The organism is Paenibacillus baimaensis (genome assembly GCF_025567575.1).
In genome coordinates, this window is sequence record NZ_JAOQIO010000020.1 from 1 (window position 1) to 17,288 (window position 17,288).

A 17,288-nucleotide genomic window follows, 5' to 3' on the forward strand; every position below is an offset into this window, starting at 1 on the left:
CTAACCATGGTTGAACAAGTAGGGGGGATGAACTGAATAGCTCTCGGGATCCAAGTCCCACGGGCAGAAACGTTCGATCCCCGGCTACCGCTATCTTACGACCTTACAAAAAAGAGGTCGACCAGAAAGATCTGGTGACCTCATAATACGATCGGGCAGGATAGCTGAATGGGAATCGCATGTTTTATGGTATATTAATAGAAGATTAGACCGTGAAGTGATTCAGTTGAACGTTGAACATAGAGAGTATTATGTATTTTACCTTCAATTAACAGTGGGATTGAAGAATTTCACTGAACATAGTTATTTTAGGAGGGTACAACGTGGAAGTTTTTTTCAGATATTTAGCGAGTATTGATAACTCCGACCATCGCGACCGTACGGAGGAGATTTTGACGTGGGTTGCCAACAAATTCCCTAATTTGGAAGCGCAAATGAAGTGGAATACGCCAATGTATTCCGATCACGGCACATTTATTATCGGCTTTTCCACAGCGAAGCATCATTTGAGCGTTTCGCCCGAAGAAGTATGCATCGCGCACTTTGCCGATAACATTGCACAAGCTGGCTATAAATCTACCAAAGGCTTATTTAGAATACCGTGGAATGAGCTGGTAAATTACGAATTACTTGAGAGAATGATCGAGTTTAATATTTTGGATAAAGCAGACTATTCAACTTTTTGGCGGAAATAAAAAATGTTATTGAACTAACTGGGATACTTCATCCGTCCGCAAAGACGAGATTAGAATCGATTGTTTCAGTGTGATACAATTTCCCGTGCATGTTACCAATTTTTACTGGGGGACCATTATTAAATGAATAGTTCGTCTATATCCGGAGGCGCGTTCACTTGAAGCCATATTTCGTGCAGTTTGCAGGTTTCCGCATTGGTTTATAACCGTAGGGGAGCGGCCAAGGCACAAGCAGCAGCAATCAAACTGCGTGTGCTCATAATGGGTAGTTTAATTATTTTTTGTCAAAATAATCATCTTGCACATTTAATTCGTTCAAACAACCAATAAATTTTTCCCTGAAATTATTATTGTTTTTATATTCCGGCCATGCAGCCTTATAATAAGGCAATAACTTCTCATGAGGGATAATGCCCCAATATAAAATAGAGCTTTTCATAACCTCCTTGTCGCCACCCATTAACATCTGTTCAATGATCTCCCAACTTTCCGATTTATCATTGCAACTGCGTGTGGCATAGATTGCGGTTGTTTGCATATTCGAGTCGTTGTGGCACAAAAAGGGCTTAAAGTTTTGGAGTGTAATCGCGCCGGAAGATTCCAAAACATACCCCACACGACGTAACGTTTCCGGGTCACGAACCCTGTCAAGACTTTGCAAGATCACTATTATAAATTTCTCTAAATCAAAAGATTTTCCATACCCGTTCAGAATCATTAAAGCTTGTAAAAAATCCTCATTTCTATCCGAATGCAACAGCTCCAGAAGATAGTCTCTTCCCGCATCAACAGAGGTTTTGCAGATTAGCTGAATGGCTGTGGTGCGATCATTTTTTCTTTGGTCAGCAACGTTTCTTAAAACATCAATGGTTGGCTGTGAGATTTTTTTAAACTTGAACATTCCATCCAGCGCTTTTGATCTGATTTCTTCGTTAGGGGCGTTTTGATAAACTTGTATCAACGCATTTTCATCGCCCGGCATTCTGCTGCCAAACCACGCGATATCATAATCCAGAATAATTTCGTCCAGCCAGCGCTCATACCAGTCCAGAAAGTTGTCTTCATAGACAAAGAAAAAGGGATGATCAGGATAAAAATCTGAAGTGTAAACGATTTTCCCCCTGTGCCTCCCTTCAAGTACGAGATACATATCGTATTCACAACCTTGTGTGCCAATGCACAACATGCCACCCATCACCCTATCACGGGCGGTGTCGTATTCCAGGTCGGAGATGTCCTCATCATTGATCAGGGGGGCGGTCAGATGGTTCCATTCCTCTTTTGTCATTCCGGGATGCAGAACGCATTTTGCAGCGAGTGCATTTCTATCGGTACAGGAAGCTGCCTGTTCAATCGAATAAATCCCGTAATAAGGCCCGGCACCTCCATTTCCGACATTCGTTAAAAACTGCGTATAAGGCTCCGGGAGTGAGACCGAATTTGTTGCTTGCCAGTCCGCAAGCTCTTTTACTGTAAGCTTGTCATAGACCCTGTATTTGTGTGATGATGCTCCAAACACCAAAAAAGCCGTATCTTTGTGCATGGCCTTTTTGAGTTTGTTTTTTATGCGATCCAGTTTCGTTTCTTTCTTCCAAAACCACATATTGAATCCCCCTTGTTGATTATTGCCGGGCTTCCTTTGTTTGCATATCCAGCAATTTCAGCAGATGCGGAAATCGGTATTCTCCATACATACTCTGTACGTGCTGAGCAGCATCTGCCAGATCGATGTCGACAGAGGTTATATATAAAGGTTTGGAGCTGTTGCCGCGGTAAATCTTTTTGACAAAAGCTTCGTTGTCGCGAAAGGTATTTTTCGCAACACCGATGACTGGAATTTTTCCTGAAAAATTTGTGTAAACATAATGTCCGAGCCCGGGCTTTTTCTCATTGTTTAAGTACACATAGCCATCCACAACAATGGTATGTATTTGGTCAATATCAGTAAGTTTCATCAGTTCCTGTATGCAAGGGAGCTCTCGTTTATAGAAAAAACCAGTTTCGTATTCGTGCGGGTTTTCCGTATAAGACACGATGACTTCGTGTGGTTTAGAATCTTCCCAACATTGAAAAATAACTCCCACTGATTTCGCTTTATTTTCCTCATAATACACATCGACAGCGATGATCATGGATAGCGATTCCTTCCTTTAAGCTCATTTATGGCTATAGAGTATAGCTAATATATCACATTTTTCCAGCAACGGGGAGCAGGGTAGGCCATCCTTTGCGGGATGGCTTTTAAACTTGCCGTTACAGACAACGCGATGAACCGTATCATAAGTAGCGGCAAATATCTGCTGCTATTACAATAGAACCAAGTAACCTTTTGCAACGATACTGGCACTTGTATATAGAATCTGAATACAGAGGAGGTGCAAGAGGTGCGACAGTGGATCGAGGAAGCTCGGCTTGGCGACCAAATTGCATGGGGGCGGATCGTGAAATATTTCGGTGGCATGGCATTTTCTGTGGCATATGGAAAATTAGGTGATTGGGGCCAAGCGGAAGATGCGGTTCAAGAAGCGTTCGCAGAGGCTTTTGCCAATCTCGCTAAGTTGAAGGATGCGGATGCGTTCCCGGGATGGTTCCAGACCATTATCGAACGTCAATGTCATCGCCTTCTTCGCCGGAAAAGACATTCCACGATGCCGATGGATGAAGCGAGTGCAATGGATGTAGAGAAATTCAATGTGGAGTCTATCTTAGAAAAAAAGGAATGGCAGGAAAGACTTCATCAATCCGTCGAGGGTTTGTCTAGCAATTTAAAACTGGTAGTTCAATTATTTTATTTCCATGGGTATTCGATAAGAGAAATATCAAGTTACCTGAGTATATCTCCTTCCGTACTAAAAAAACGGTTGTTCGATGCCCGCAATAAGCTGAGGACGTCGCTAATTGTCACTGACTTTGTATCCATGTTCGACGATCTATACGAAGGGGGAGTATCAATGCTCCATATAGTAAACGGAGATTTTGTCGGTGATAAGTTGAGGAAGGGAAATATTCGCGGAGATATCTTGGTCTGGAGAGAAGTGTATCCGGTAGGTCCGGTATTCGTTGAAATGGGCGAGCCCATTCAGAGGTCGACAAGAGTGGAGTATTTGGAGAAAACCATGGGCATTCCGGCAGATGACTATGTGACAAATTGTAAGTCGCAAGAACAGATTCTGCAAAACTTCCACAAATACGATGAGGTTGTACTATGGTTCGAGCATGATTTATTTGACCAGCTCATGTTAAGCTTTTTGTTGCATTGGTTTTCAAGGCGGACACTAGGCCACACAAAACTGAATTTGCTGTGTATCGGCGACTACCCAGGTATTGATTTGTTTCGAGGGTTGGGACAGCTTACAACTAAGCAGTTGGAAACATTGTCAGGTACGTGGCAGAGGATCGGACAGAAGGAGCTTGAGACGGGCAGAAGAATTTGGGAGGCATATGCCTCCCCGGATATAGAACGGCATGTTGAGCTTTTGCATGAAGACACATCGGAGCTGCCCTTTGCTCACGCGGCATTTGAGCTGCACTTATCCCGCCTGCCTTCGGCAATGAATGGGCTGGGAATTGTGGAGCAGACCATCTTGGAGCTTATTCGGCATGGGGTGAATACCCCGCGCGAGCTGTTTAAAGAGATAGGGAACCGCTTAAGTGGGCTAGGCATGGGTGATTTGGAATTTTGGTATCGATTAAGGAATATGTCGGAACGACCGAATGCGCTATTAGAGATACGGGGTTCTCATACTTTTCCTGATTATCGAAAGAAAACTACCCCATCCTTTGAAAATTGCGATATTTCATTAACGGAGGTAGGGATGGAAGTAGCCGTGGGAGTAAAGGACTGGGTGAAGGTGAAGGGAATGAATGAGTGGTATGGCGGTCTGCGTCTATATGGTGATTTAACATGGCGCTGGGACCCTGAGAGAAAGCGGTTGGTTCATATGGAATAAGGGAATAACTTGCCGTTACAGACAGCGTGGTGAACCATACCATAAGTGACGGCGAAAAATAGGGAGTTTTTCATAAAAAGCAATCTCGAAACGGTTAATCCTATTTTCTATTTCATTTTGCTTGATAGAATAGCATTTGTTCAGCTTGGACTACCCCCACTCCTCTTTTGAATCATGCAGATCAAGCATTCGCAAGTTCGACATCAGGAAGGGCAGCACATGCTCGACGAATGGTTCCGCCAGCTCTTCCTGCCTTTGACTCCACTTCACAAGAGTTGTTGCTTGGCATTGCCCTTCATCGCCTGCGACAGGGCTCGCCGTGTTTTCAGCTGCTTAGTCGTTTCAATCTGCCACTCACAGACGTGTAGATAGAATCTTCGTAAATGCTTTCTGAATTCGCGGAAGCCATTGGCTTCCCGAGTTAAAAGAAACGTAAGGGGAGGCGAATGAAATAATATCTCCTATATAAAAACATTCAATTTAGTAATTGACTAATCAATAACTAGATGATAAGATAAATTAAAGTTAGTGATTGATCGATAACAAATAAAAAATACAAAATGGAGCTGATGAAAAAATGGAAAAAGCGATTGTAATTGGAGCAACGGGTGGGACAGGAGCAGCAATCACGGAAGAGCTTGTCAAACGGGGAGTACCTACCATTGCTTTTGGACGTTCGCGCCAGAAGTTGGAACAGTTTGCTGAAAAACTTGGCAATCCGAAGCATTTGATGCTCGCCATTGGAGACGCAATGTCTCCTAACGACATTGTAGCTCAAGCAGGCGGTGCTGACGTATTATTCCATTGCGCGAACGTACCCTACCACGAGATGGTGAACAAACTGATTCCGCTAGGCGAATCCGTGATGGAGGCGGCAGAACGGCTTGCGATTAAAGTAGTAGCGATCGACGGGATCTATCCTTATGGGAGAAAACAGATGGAGCTTGTCACGGAAGAGCATCCAAAGGAGCCTCATACGATAAAAGGAAAAGTACGCCTGGACTATGAACGTATGTTGTTCAGTAATCGATGGACTAAGGTAAAAGTCATGATTGTTCGTTTGCCCGATTATTATGGACCTACGGCTAATGAAGCCTCGTATTTAGGTTCAACCCTAGAAGCAATAGCTGCTGGCAAAATGGCTTTTTTCATCGGCAACATGCATGTGCCTCGCGAATTCGTTTATTTACCGGATGCGGCTGCGATGGTTACTGAGTTGGCAGGCAAAGATTTCGCATATGGACAAAACTGGAATATACCGGGTGCTGGGCTTATATCGGGGCAAGAGATCGTACGGATTGCACAAACGGCAAGTGACCATGTTAAACCGGTCATTCCCCTGAAAAAATTTGGTTTATCGTTGTTAGGTATGAGCGTGCCTGTGATGAAAGAAATCGTCGAGATGCTTTATTTAACCGAAGAGCCGCTGACGCTAAGCAGAGAAAAATACAACCGGTTCATTGGACCGATCACCGCGACGGCGTTCCAGGAGGGTATTACTTCAACTGTTTTGGCATTGCAGAAGAGCAAGGCATCTTTTGCACAAAAGTAATTGATTAATCAATAATAAGGGAGGTGAAATAGTATGTCTAGATCGTTTAAGTTAAAAACATTCACGATGAGCTTTCTTTTACTAATAATAATTCTGATTGGCTGGGTCGTTTTTGCGAGTCCCTTTCATGATTCCCAACGGGCCACCATCGATGTCGACCGAAATGCCCAGGTCATAGTCGACCTTTCCATCGAAATCGACGCTCCACAGGAGATCGTCTGGCGGATACAGACTGGTATTGATCAATGGCCAGCTTGGCAGAAAAACGTCTCCCAGGCGCGATTATCCGGTCCTATCGCAGTAGGAAGCACCTTCCAGTGGGAGACGCATGGGCTACCCATCGACTCCACCATCCGCGAGGTCGACCCCATGCGACGCATTGTTTGGGGAGGGCCAGCACAAGGCATCGAGGGCGTCCACGTATGGACCATCACTCCCACTGCCAAAGGAGTCGTTGTGCACACCACGGAGTCTTGGGACGGTCCGCCTGTAGCAGCCGACCCCGACGGCATGCGCGCGGCACTCACGTCCTCGCTCAATGCCTGGCTTGCTGACCTCAAGACAACTGCCGAGGCGGCTAACTAAAAAGTAGCCTTTATTAATCGAAGAGGCCGACAGACACCTATCACCATATATTCCAATGATTAAGGACAGGTACGCATTCGAATAGTTTGAAGAACTTGTACAGGCAGGCCATAGTGTGCGTGCGATGACGCGCAACCCGGCAAAAGCGAGTAGCAACTAAAGATTAAGCTAAGCAATCTTATAACCGTTGTACAGGCACGCATATTTCGCAAAAGTCTTGGTTAACCATTTCACCAGTGTATTTTTCTAAAATCGGTTTGTTGTCAATTTGATATCCTCTGTTGTGTAAAGCTGGAAAAATTTCAGTCCATGCTTTTTGAATATCTTCTGCTGTATGTTTGACTTTGCAAATAACATATTCTCCGCCAGAAAGTTCACCTTCGTTAATTGAATCATCAATTTGATAATCCTTCGCAATGACAATACATGCATCATATCTACAGTTTTCAGGAAGTGTTGTTTGAGGGTTATCTTGTGGAATTCCAAGTAAAATTGCCGATTCAGTAAGTAGGTTTTTCTCACCTGCCCATTTTTTTAACTTATCCATTGCTTGAATATTGGCAAAACCATACGGACCAATTTGTCGGACATATGCAATTCGATAATTCGGGAGAGATTCGATTCTAGTATCCATAACTTCATCTTCCTTTCTCTTATGTGTTATTTTCTACATTTTGGATATTATCATGATATAAAAAAATAATCATTTGATTTTTTTATATTGAAAATTTTACCGAACGGGTTGCCGCGGATAGGCAGCAGATGCGTAAGCACCGAGGGATGAATTGCGAATCGATGAAGGAATAGCCATTACCTACAAGCTTGAATTAGTGGAATAAGCTGGTCCTTGGACATCAAGGGCAGCATGGATAAAGATGGAATGTTATTATAAAATAGAATATAGCTATTGAATTAATTATAATCTAGGAATGTTGCGGTTGGATTCTGGGGGAATATGCCGACGAGCTGGGTAAGTTAAAGTAGAACTTGTATCTCTCCCAAAATAATATCATGAGAGGGAGTGAGTGACATACATGTATATGATCTCGGCCGTCTTGTATTTCCTGACGCATCACCCTATCTGGTCATTTTTGATGATCTTATTCTTCAGCTTTGCCATGGGTATCCTCTTATTAATATGGCGTAACCATGTCAAATGGTTTTTTATCTTGCCGACTGTTGGTTTTCTGGCAGCGATTTTCAACATCTTTCTCACACATTATCTAAATTCATTATTTCTTAACGCCGTTGGAACGGAGGGTACTGCAATCATTGTTTATGCAGAGGAAACAAACTCCTTGTACAATGATCAATATGTTTGGGAGTACGAAGTAGTCCTTAAAACCTCCGATGGGCAAGATGTGGCGACGAGTTTCACTACCATGTCCGCTAGTATCTATCCGCTGCGCAATGCCATTCTTATTCCGCCCAAGGGTGAAGTTTTCGTCGCCAGATATGTTTCAGGTTTCGAACGTAATATCCTCATCATGAGCGACAAGTCAGATTACGGGAAAAAATGGGTAATCAATACAGACTTAAAACCGGTTATAAAAGCCGAAGGCCAACTTGCAACAAGCCCCACCAATCCGAAATTTATTTCGGAATACCGCCTGGCACTTCAGGTATTCCTCGAAAAGCACCGCGATGGGCCTGTTTCAGCTCTAATGCGTCGGTATGAGCAAAAACTCGAAGCTCTAGAAGCGACGGAACGCAAGCTGCAGCCTTAGTAGTAGGATTCTAACCATTTTCATTATCTGCGCTGTACAGACGGCTAACGGAGAATCATAGTGGAGGAGCTAGTCGCGAGATAGCTTCTCTTTTTTTAAGAGATAAGAATTTATAAGTTTTCAGCGGAGCTGAACATTCTTATCTCGCAAGAAAAGCTACCGCTTAGACACGAATGTATCTTCGTTGAATAGGCTTCGATCAGAAGCTTTTCTTATAGTCGTCATACTTGTGCCATGTTCGCTTAGCCTATTATCAGCGATGATAGAAACAGAAGCGACACAACGTGCAGGATGAAGGAGGTAGTGCTATATGACCGATTATCAGCGACTTATTAAGGAAGAGTTACAGCAAATTGAACGGGATGAACAAGTTCGGATTTTATATGCATGTGAATCGGGTAGTCGTGCGTGGGGATTTCCTTCACAGGACAGCGATTACGACGTCAGATTTATATATATCCGACTGGTAGAGTGGTATTTGTCCATTGTCGATAAACGGGATGTTATTGAGCGTCCGATCAACAATATGCTGGATATCAACGGTTGGGATTTGCGGAAGGCCTTGAAGCTGTTTCGTAAATCGAACCCGCCGCTGCTGGAATGGCTGCAGTCGCCGATGGTATATATGGAGAACTATTCGGTTGCTGAACAAATTCGCGGCATTTCTCCAACAACCTTCTCGCCACATTCATGTATGCATCATTATCTACATATGGCGAAGGGGAATTACCGGGAGTATCTGCAGGGAGATCAAGTGAAAATTAAAAAATATTTTTATGTACTGCGTCCGATCCTGGCGTGTGAGTGGATTGAGAAGTACAATACCATGCCGCCTATCGAGTTTCATTTATTGGTAGAAGGCTTAGTACCAGAGGGCAGTGAGCTAAAGGGCATTATTCAAGAGATGCTGGTTCGGAAAATGGCTGGTGATGAGATGGATTACGAAGCAAGAATTAATCCGATCAATGAGTTCCTGGAAGATAGAATCAATTACTACGACAGGACGGCATCCAATATGCCTTCTGCTGAGGGCGGTCTGACTAATCGGCTTGACGAGTTGTTCCGATCGGCACTCCAGGAGGTTTGGTTTATTGCATAGAAACTTACCCTATATTGGAAATTACCTGTATGGCTGAATCTGAAATGCCTGTTTGAGTTGAAAAAAAGGAGATGCCGATATGGGGATTCTGAAGGGTAAAGTAGCTATTGTGACGGGTGCTGGAAGCGAGATGGGACGCGAGGAAGCGATTCTTCTTGCTGGGGAAGGAGCCCAAATCGTGGCCACCGATATTAATGCTGCTGCCGTACAAGCTGTTGTGAAGGAGATTGAAGCAATCGGCGGACAAGCGATTGCTTATGCGCCTCGGGATGAAACATGCTATTCCACATATGCAGGCCAACAAGGGGGGATCCATTATTAATATTTCTTCCATTGCTGGTCTTACAGGAAGCAGCGGCGCAGGTGCATACACAGCTTCCAAAGGCGGTGTTCGCATGCTGTCCAAAGCCGCTGCCGTTGATTATGGCAAAGACAACATTCGGGTCAACTCGGTTCACCCCGGCTTTATTGAGACACCGATGAGCTCAGATTTTGTACATAATTGAAGTGGTTCTTGTCTCAGACAGCCCTCCCAGGGTAGGACAAGCTTCTGAAGTGGCGGCAGCGGTGTTATTCCTGGCTTCTGATGCGTCTTCATATATTACAGGCATCGAATTACCAGTAGATGGAGGCGTTACGGCGAAGTAATCTGCACAGTATCCATCTTATAGAGCAAGCCTGAGCCGAGATCTTTGTGATCTCACTCAGGCTTGTTTGGCTATTGGGCTGAATGATCATACTACATCTCACATATCGGGATGATAAGAATAATTCTTCCCAATCCATTAAGGATGCACTATATTTAGTAATACATGGAATTAACAGGAGGTTGCTATGTGCGAAAATGGCTCGGTTTCTTTCTAAGCATCACTTGTATCGCGACTACGTTAGTGTTTACGATGTATTATACCTATCAATTTTATATGGCTAACCAAACGGATGAGTTCCAAAACACAGCTGCTCCTGATACCAAATACAGGTTAATGTTTATCGCTACTGAACAGAATGCGCCCTCCAGGGGAAGAGTTCAGGAAAGAGCCTTGGAAGAAGCGCAGAAGCAAGGGGCTTCAATTCAATTTCGCAACGCGGTAAGGCCGAACGAGGATGAAATTATGAAGCAAATGGAGGTCGGGATAGCCGCCAGGGTCGATGTCATGATTGTTCAGGGGATGGACAGCCCGAGGTTTGTTCAAGTCGTGAATAAGGCATCCGCTCAGGGGATTGCAGTCATTACCGTATTTACTGACTCACCGGACAGCCTGAGAAAAGTGTATGTTGGGGCAGACCATTTCATCGAGGGCAATCAGATGGCTGATAAGGTCGCGAAGGCAGTTCATTATGAGGGAGCTGTTGGTATTCTGTATGACAGCAAGGATCACAGCTATCAAAATGAACGGTTGAAGGGAATTGTACAAGCGCTATCCAAGTATCCGGCGATCCGCGTCGTTCAGGCGCAGTTTGAAGGAGACTCCCGTGATGGGGCCTATCGACGAACAAACGATTTGTTAAATGATGGCGAGCACCTGCGTGCGGTAGTCGGATTAAGCTCGGAGTCGGTGGTCGGCTCTGTGCAAGCGCTTACTAGCCGTGATCGGATTCAGGATTATTTTGTCGCTGCTTTTGATGATTCACCGGAAATTATGCATTTGATATCTTCGAACAAGATTGACGGGGTCATGCTGCACGATGACGGCGATGTCGGACAAACCAGCGTTTCATTAGCGTTGGAATGGCTGCGAGGCAAGAATCTGCCGCTGGAGCCTTACCATTATGTGACGAATCGGCTGTATACGAGTGAGGAGTTCATGCATGAAAACATTGCAAAGTAAAATGATCATGCTGACGGTCATTATTTTGGTATTTATGGCAGGACTATGGCTATTTCTTAACAATCAGCACCAACTGACGATTGAAAAATACAATTCGATTCTCCAGCGCTATATGGCAATGAACGAGCTGACGAATCTGAGTACGGAAGCGGTCAAGCAGCTTAACGGGTATACCAATAACCCCAGTAAGGAAACAGAAGCCCGATTTAGCTACGCGGTCGAGAAACTCGAAAGAAATTATGTTGAGCTGCCCGCGCTTATCAATTCGGGTAACATGACGACCTTGCTTAATTTCAAAAATATGATTGCGAGCCTGGTTGAGACGATGAAGCTCTCAGCCAAGGATACCGAGCGACAGGAGAAAAACTCGGCACTTACAAGGCTGGAGGAAGCGATCCAAGTTAACAAATTCGTTCATGAGGAAATGCTTTCTTTGCTTAACCAGGAGTTGAATACATATAACGATTTTTATGTGCGTATGATTCGGCAGAGTGCAGATTTGCGCAAGCTTGGATTCTGGAGCTTAGGTCTGGCCTCGGCGCTGCTATTTTTGTTCTCGTATCAATTTGTCGGCAGCATTACCCGTCCAGTTCGAACGTTAGCGACTGCAGCCCGGGAAATATCTGCGGGTAATTTTGATAAGCCTATAGAAATCAAAGGCAGGGATGAATTGTCCTTGCTCACCTTGACGATGAATCGGATGAGAATCAGTATCAAAAATTTGATTGAGGAAATGAGTATCAAAGCGCAGCTGGAAAAAGACTTACGGGATCATAAATTATTGTTGAAGGAAAGCGAGCTGCGCAGCTTGCAAAATCAAATCAATCCTCACTTTTTATTCAATACACTGAACATGCTGGCCAAAAAAGCTTATTTGGAAGGTGCCGAGGAAACCAGCGAGCTGATTGCGAGTGTGTCCGGTCTTCTGCGCTACAATCTACGAAGCTTGAAAGGGATGGTGACGCTCAGGGAGGAGCTGCATGTCATTCAAGAATATTTGATCATACAGAAAGCCCGATTTGGCTCCAGAGTGGGGTATGAGCTGAAGCTGGATGAGTCGTGTTTTACCGTACCTATTCCTTGTATGACGCTGCAGCCCTTTGTTGAGAATGCGATCATCCATGCCATTGAACCGCTTGAGCAAGGGGGGACAATCCGTATCGAGGTAATTAGACAGAATGAACAAGTGATCATCGAAATTGCCGACGATGGTGGCGGCATGAAGGAGGAGCAGATTGCTGCTTTTTTCCATTTTCGCGATCATGATCCGGAGGAATCCATCACAGTTGGTACGACTACCGGAATAGGTATTCCCAATGTGATTCGCCGTCTCCAGTTGTATTGTGGGACAGACGATGTCGTTCAGATTAGCAGTGATAAGGACAAAGGAACCGTCATTCGGTTGACTTTGCCGCAACAAGGAGGAAATAAGGGATGACTACATTTAAAATATTGATCGCAGACGATGAGGAGCTCGAACGTGAAGCGCTGAGCCGTATTTTGAGTAAAGGACTGAACGATATCGAAATCGTCGGGCTGGCCCATAACGGAAGAATGGCGGTGGAGCTGGCGGAGCAGCATCGGCCTGATGTGATTTTATTAGATATCAAGATGCCGGGAGTGGACGGACTGGAAGCGGCTCAGATCATTCGAAGCACGGACCGCGATGTGAAGATCATTATGGTCACGGCGTTTGATTCCTTTGATTATGCCCAACAAGCGCTTCGTCTGCAGGTGAGCGATTATATGCTGAAGCCAAGCAAGTCGTCGGTGATTTTGGAGACGGTGGGCCAGGTGTTGAAAGAGCTGGAGGGGGAGCGGGAGAATCGTCAGCGGCAGCTTCATGTAGTGGAAAAGCTGGATAAGCTGCTGCCTGTATTGGAGGCGGATTATGTGACACAGCTGCTGTATGACAGCGTTCACGAGTCGCATCTACAGGAAATGATGTCATTGCTGGAATGGAAGGAGCAGGGGCCTGCCTTTGTCATGGTATGTACGATTCAGACGGAAGGTGATGACGCAAGCTTGCCCGCCGTCTATAAATCGCTGACCGAATATTTCCGAACCACTTCAGATGGATGGGTTGGGAAGCTCAGCTTTAACCAGATGCCGATTATCGTTTTGGCTGATGTGCAGCAATCGTACCGTGCGCAAAGCACCTCGCTCATACGCAAATTACTTAATTACGTTAGCTGCTTTCGTGGTGTACGCGTATTTATCGGCATTGGCAGCTGCTCGGAGTCTACTCACGACATCCGGCAATCGTATCATGAGGCTCTGTTAGCTTCGACTGATTTGTCGATTCCGACCCATTGTCGGCATTACTCTGATCTACTGTTGGAAGATAATCGGTCAGCTCTGCGTTCTTCGGAAACGGAAAAGGAGGTGCTGGAGCAAGCTCGCCGAGGCCAATGGCATGAGGTGAATAGGCTTCTGCAGCAATGGATCAATGGCTTTGAAGCTGAAGGCTGCCGACTGGTTGAAGCACAGCAGCGGGTTCAAGACCTGCTGTTGATTTTGTCCCGATTTACCCTGGAGCTTGGTGCCAGGACGGAAAAGCCTTATTATGCCTTTCAAATTGTGAGCTATGCCCAGCTTCGGTCGGAGCTGCTTCGTATTGTGGATGGAATCGTAAGATCCGTTAAGGAGATGCAGACCCAGGTGGAGCCCGACTTGATGCTCAAGGTCAAAGCCTATATTATCCAGCATGCACAGCGGGAAATATCGCTTGATTTGATCGCTGAGCATGTCCAGATCAGCCCATTTTATATAAGCCGGCTGTTTAAGGAAACCTTCGGGACGAACTATGTGGATTTTTTGACGGAGTGCCGGATCGATAAGGCCAAGGAGCTCATGTCCGATGAAGGGAAGAGCTTGAAGGAGATTGCCTATGAGGTAGGCTACCACGATCCGAATTACTTCAGCCGTGTGTTTAAAAGAACCGTAGGCCAATCGCCGACCGATTATCGAAAAGATTTGCTGACACGGCATCGTCCGCTATCCACTAACCATGAAAGCGTTTAAAAAAGTGAAGAAGATAACAAGATAGTGCAGATAATGGTTCAACTGAAAGCGCTCTCCCCATGATAAATTCAAGTTGTAAGCAAGTTTAACAAACAAATAACTTTACAATTAGAGGGAGAGGTTCGAATTGATGAACAAATGGTTGAAAAAGAGCGGCATCGTGGGCTTGGCATTGACTTTTACCGTAGCTTTAACGGGCTGCACAACTGGAGAAACCAAGCCAGCGGCAGCAGGTGGCGATTCGAAGCCAGCCGCTACAGCACCAGCCGCGGATAAGAAAGACAAGAAGATTGTTATCGGGATGTCGCTTGACACTCTGCAGGAAGAACGTTGGCAGCGTGACCGCGACATGTTCGTAGCCAAGGCCAAGGAGCTTGGAGCGGAAGTTAACGTGCAGGCAGCGAACAGCGATGACGCTAAGCAAATCGCACAGGCGGAGAACTTGATCAGCCAAGGTGTAGACATACTTGTGGTCGTACCTCATAACGCTGAGGCGACAGCAGCCATTGTACAAAAAGCACATGCGGCCAACATCAAGGTCATCTCTTATGACCGATTGATCAAAAACTCGGACGTGGACCTTTACATTTCCTTTGATAATGAGCGTGTTGGTGAGATGCAGGCGAAAGCGATTGTAGAAAAAGCGCCAAAAGGCAAATATGTGCTAATCGAGGGCTCAGAAACAGACAATAACGCACATTTATTCAAAAAAGGGCAAATGAACATTTTAAAGCCGCTGGTGGATAAAGGTGATATCAAAATTGTATATGAGCAATGGACCAAGGACTGGGGTCCAGCCAACGCACTGGCTAATATGGAAAATGCACTGACAACGAACAAGAATGAAGTTGATGCAGTTGTTGCTGCCAACGACGGTACAGCAGGTGGAGTTATTCAAGCACTGACGGCGCAAAAGCTGGCTGGTAAAATTCCGGTTTCCGGCCAAGATGCGGAGCTGGCTGCGATGCAGCGTATTGTTGAAGGTACACAGTTAATGACCGTGTATAAGCCGCTGAAGAAGCTGGCGGATGAAGCTGCTACTGTTGCTGTGAAGATGGCTAAGGGCGAGAAGGTAGACGCTCCGAAAAAAGTGAATAATGCCAAAATCGATGTACCTTCCATTCTGCTCGATCCGGTAGCGGTGAACAAAGATAATGTGGATTCAACCGTTATTGCAGACGGTTTCCATAAGAAAGAAGATGTGTACAAGAACGTTAAGAAATAAGCAGCGAGCCGAGAGGGCGGGGAATCCCGCCCTTTTTCTGAGAGGGAAACCGAGAAGGGGGAATAGTTACATGGAAACCATGGCCCTTGAAATGAAAACGATTACGAAGGAATTTCCGGGGGTTAAGGCACTGAATCAGGTCACATTTAAGGTGAAGAAGGGTGAGGTGCACGCTTTGTGCGGGGAGAACGGAGCGGGCAAATCGACTTTAATGAAAGTGCTAAGCGGGCTGTATCCGGCGGGAACCTACGAAGGTGAAATTCTGGTCGACGGCGTCGTACAGCGGTTCGGACATATTAAAGACGCGGAGAAGGCAGGCATTGCTATCATCTATCAGGAGCTTGCATTGGTGAAGAATCTGACCGTTGGTGAAAATCTGTTTTTAGGAAACGAGCCTTCCCGCTTCGGCATAATGGACTGGGATTATGTTTACCTCGAGACAGAAAGCTGGCTGCGTCAGGTGGGATTAAGCGGCATCAAGCCGGACCGGATTACGGGGACGCTTGGGATCGGGCAGCAGCAGTTGATTGAAATAGCAAAAGCCTTATCCAAGAAGGCGAAAATCCTCATCCTCGATGAGCCGACAGCGGCACTGACCGAGAAGGAAGTTGCTATTTTACTTGCCATTTTGAAAGAGTTTAAAAATCTGGGCGTTACCTGCATTTATATCTCACATAAATTAAATGAAGTGTTCGAGATCGCGGATACGATTACCATACTGCGTGACGGGCTGACGATTGCTTCGCAGCCGACTTCGGAATTGACCGAGGATAAAGTGATTTCGCTTATGGTGGGACGGGAATTAAAAGAACGGTTTCCACGTGTGGAGGCACAGTCAGGAACTACGATGCTGGCGGTGAAGGATTACACGGTATGGGACCCGAGCCAGCCGGGACGTAAAGTGATTGACAACCTATCTTTTGAATTAAAGCAGGGAGAAATTCTTGGCATTTCGGGTTTGGTCGGAGCCGGTCGCAGTGAATTGGTGCTGAGTCTGTTTGGAGCATATGAGGGAGCAAAGCAAGGCAGCGTTGCCATTGACGGCAAACCTGTGAATATTAGAAGCACACAACAGGCCATAGAGCACGGAATGGCGCTGGTATCCGAGGATCGAAAAAAATATGGGCTGGTGCTGGATATGGATATTAAAAATAATATCAGCTTGTCCAGTTTACATAGCATTTCCGTCCGCGGAGTCATACAGGAAAATCAGGAAATAGCCGTCGGTCAGGACTACATTCAACAGCTGAAAATAAAAGCGAATTCGTTAGAAACCGTTGTAGGTACATTAAGCGGCGGCAACCAACAGAAGGTGGTTATTGGGAAATGGTTAATGACCAAGCCCAAAATTCTCATATTGGATGAGCCGACGCGTGGGATTGATGTAGGCGCTAAGTTCGAAATTTATAACATCATGAATCAATTATTATCGCAGGGGGTGGCCATTATTATGATCTCATCCGAACTGCCTGAAGTATTAGGGGTCAGCCATCGGATTATGGTGATTTCGGAGGGCAAGATGGCCGGTATATTCAACTATCAATCAGCAACTCAGGAGGTTATCATGGCGGCAGCAACAGGGGGAATCAAACATGGCTAATT

Annotated in this window: 14 protein-coding genes and 1 pseudogene; 12 read left to right on the forward strand and 3 right to left on the reverse strand. The window is 45.4% G+C overall.

The window, feature by feature from the left end; genetic code table 11:
- Positions 1-323: 323 nt before the first annotated feature.
- A complete protein-coding gene (locus OB236_RS08335; RefSeq protein WP_262683543.1) occupies positions 324-695 on the forward strand; it encodes an iron chaperone in 372 nt (123 codons plus the stop codon).
- 274 nt (positions 696-969) lie between these two features.
- Here OB236_RS08335 and OB236_RS08340 read toward each other — a convergent pair whose 3' ends face one another.
- Positions 970-2,298, reverse strand: a complete 1,329-nt coding sequence (locus OB236_RS08340; protein ID WP_262683544.1) for an SMI1/KNR4 family protein — start codon at positions 2,296-2,298, stop codon at positions 970-972.
- A gap of 19 nt (positions 2,299-2,317) precedes the next feature.
- A complete protein-coding gene (locus tag OB236_RS08345; RefSeq protein WP_262683545.1) occupies positions 2,318-2,827 on the reverse strand; it encodes an endonuclease V in 510 nt (169 codons plus the stop codon).
- A gap of 252 nt (positions 2,828-3,079) precedes the next feature.
- Here OB236_RS08345 and OB236_RS08350 point away from each other — a divergent pair, with 252 nt between their 5' ends.
- The 3 genes from OB236_RS08350 to OB236_RS08360 all read left to right on the forward strand — a co-directional run bounded on the left by OB236_RS08350 (position 3,080) and on the right by OB236_RS08360 (position 6,782).
- Positions 3,080-4,645, forward strand: coding sequence for a sigma-70 family RNA polymerase sigma factor (locus OB236_RS08350; protein WP_262683546.1), 1,566 nt, complete (start codon positions 3,080-3,082; stop codon positions 4,643-4,645).
- Positions 4,646-5,222: 577 nt separating this feature from the next.
- The gene (locus OB236_RS08355; protein ID WP_262683547.1) at positions 5,223-6,197 is read left to right on the forward strand and encodes an SDR family NAD(P)-dependent oxidoreductase; all 975 of its coding nucleotides are present in this window, start codon (positions 5,223-5,225) and stop codon (positions 6,195-6,197) included.
- A 33-nt stretch (positions 6,198-6,230) separates the two neighbouring features.
- Complete coding sequence (locus tag OB236_RS08360) at positions 6,231-6,782, forward strand: SRPBCC family protein (protein ID WP_262683548.1); 552 nt, start codon at positions 6,231-6,233, stop codon at positions 6,780-6,782.
- A 178-nt stretch (positions 6,783-6,960) separates the two neighbouring features.
- On the opposite strand, the gene OB236_RS08365 is transcribed toward OB236_RS08360, so the two are convergent.
- Positions 6,961-7,416 carry an AraC family transcriptional regulator gene (locus tag OB236_RS08365; RefSeq protein WP_262683549.1) on the reverse strand — a complete coding sequence of 152 codons (456 nt, stop codon included), beginning with the start codon at positions 7,414-7,416 and terminating at the stop codon, positions 6,961-6,963.
- Between the two features lie 400 nt (positions 7,417-7,816).
- Between OB236_RS08365 and OB236_RS08370 the strand changes: the two genes are divergently transcribed.
- The 8 genes and pseudogenes from OB236_RS08370 to OB236_RS08405 all read left to right on the forward strand — a co-directional run bounded on the left by OB236_RS08370 (position 7,817) and on the right by OB236_RS08405 (position 17,286).
- Complete coding sequence (locus tag OB236_RS08370) at positions 7,817-8,509, forward strand: hypothetical protein (RefSeq protein WP_262683550.1); 693 nt, start codon at positions 7,817-7,819, stop codon at positions 8,507-8,509.
- 310 nt (positions 8,510-8,819) lie between these two features.
- A complete protein-coding gene (locus tag OB236_RS08375) occupies positions 8,820-9,608 on the forward strand; it encodes a nucleotidyltransferase domain-containing protein (RefSeq protein WP_262683551.1) in 789 nt (262 codons plus the stop codon).
- Between the two features lie 79 nt (positions 9,609-9,687).
- A pseudogene (locus tag OB236_RS40005) lies at positions 9,688-10,256 on the forward strand (SDR family NAD(P)-dependent oxidoreductase).
- A gap of 188 nt (positions 10,257-10,444) precedes the next feature.
- Positions 10,445-11,437 carry a sugar ABC transporter substrate-binding protein gene (locus tag OB236_RS08385; RefSeq protein WP_262683552.1) on the forward strand — a complete coding sequence of 331 codons (993 nt, stop codon included), beginning with the start codon at positions 10,445-10,447 and terminating at the stop codon, positions 11,435-11,437.
- Positions 11,418-12,875 carry a sensor histidine kinase gene (locus OB236_RS08390; protein WP_262683553.1) on the forward strand — a complete coding sequence of 486 codons (1,458 nt, stop codon included), beginning with the start codon at positions 11,418-11,420 and terminating at the stop codon, positions 12,873-12,875. The genes OB236_RS08385 and OB236_RS08390 overlap by 20 nt, the downstream gene beginning before the upstream one ends.
- Positions 12,872-14,461, forward strand: a complete 1,590-nt coding sequence (locus OB236_RS08395) for a response regulator (RefSeq protein WP_262683554.1) — start codon at positions 12,872-12,874, stop codon at positions 14,459-14,461. The genes OB236_RS08390 and OB236_RS08395 overlap by 4 nt, the downstream gene beginning before the upstream one ends.
- Positions 14,462-14,591: 130 nt before the next feature.
- Complete coding sequence (gene xylF / locus OB236_RS08400) at positions 14,592-15,686, forward strand: D-xylose ABC transporter substrate-binding protein (RefSeq protein ID WP_076237780.1); 1,095 nt, start codon at positions 14,592-14,594, stop codon at positions 15,684-15,686.
- Between the two features lie 70 nt (positions 15,687-15,756).
- Entirely contained in the window at positions 15,757-17,286 is a 1,530-nt protein-coding gene (locus OB236_RS08405) for a xylose ABC transporter ATP-binding protein (RefSeq protein ID WP_262683555.1), read from the forward strand.
- Positions 17,287-17,288 lie beyond the last annotated feature (2 nt).

What these genes read in the sequence shown, in the direction of transcription:
- OB236_RS08340 (WP_262683544.1), bottom strand. Translation starts at nt 2,298, where the DNA reads ATGTGGTTTTGGAAGAAAGAAACGAAACTGGATCGCATAAAAAACAAA.
- OB236_RS08345 (WP_262683545.1), bottom strand. Translation starts at nt 2,827, where the DNA reads ATGATCATCGCTGTCGATGTGTATTATGAGGAAAATAAAGCGAAATCA.
- OB236_RS08355 (WP_262683547.1), top strand. Translation starts at nt 5,223, where the DNA reads ATGGAAAAAGCGATTGTAATTGGAGCAACGGGTGGGACAGGAGCAGCA.
- OB236_RS08360 (WP_262683548.1), top strand. Translation starts at nt 6,231, where the DNA reads ATGTCTAGATCGTTTAAGTTAAAAACATTCACGATGAGCTTTCTTTTA.
- OB236_RS08365 (WP_262683549.1), bottom strand. Translation starts at nt 7,416, where the DNA reads ATGGATACTAGAATCGAATCTCTCCCGAATTATCGAATTGCATATGTC.
- OB236_RS08370 (WP_262683550.1), top strand. Translation starts at nt 7,817, where the DNA reads ATGTATATGATCTCGGCCGTCTTGTATTTCCTGACGCATCACCCTATC.
- OB236_RS08375 (WP_262683551.1), top strand. Translation starts at nt 8,820, where the DNA reads ATGACCGATTATCAGCGACTTATTAAGGAAGAGTTACAGCAAATTGAA.
- OB236_RS08390 (WP_262683553.1), top strand. Translation starts at nt 11,418, where the DNA reads ATGAAAACATTGCAAAGTAAAATGATCATGCTGACGGTCATTATTTTG.
- OB236_RS08395 (WP_262683554.1), top strand. Translation starts at nt 12,872, where the DNA reads ATGACTACATTTAAAATATTGATCGCAGACGATGAGGAGCTCGAACGT.
- xylF (WP_076237780.1), top strand. Translation starts at nt 14,592, where the DNA reads ATGAACAAATGGTTGAAAAAGAGCGGCATCGTGGGCTTGGCATTGACT.
- OB236_RS08405 (WP_262683555.1), top strand. Translation starts at nt 15,757, where the DNA reads ATGGAAACCATGGCCCTTGAAATGAAAACGATTACGAAGGAATTTCCG.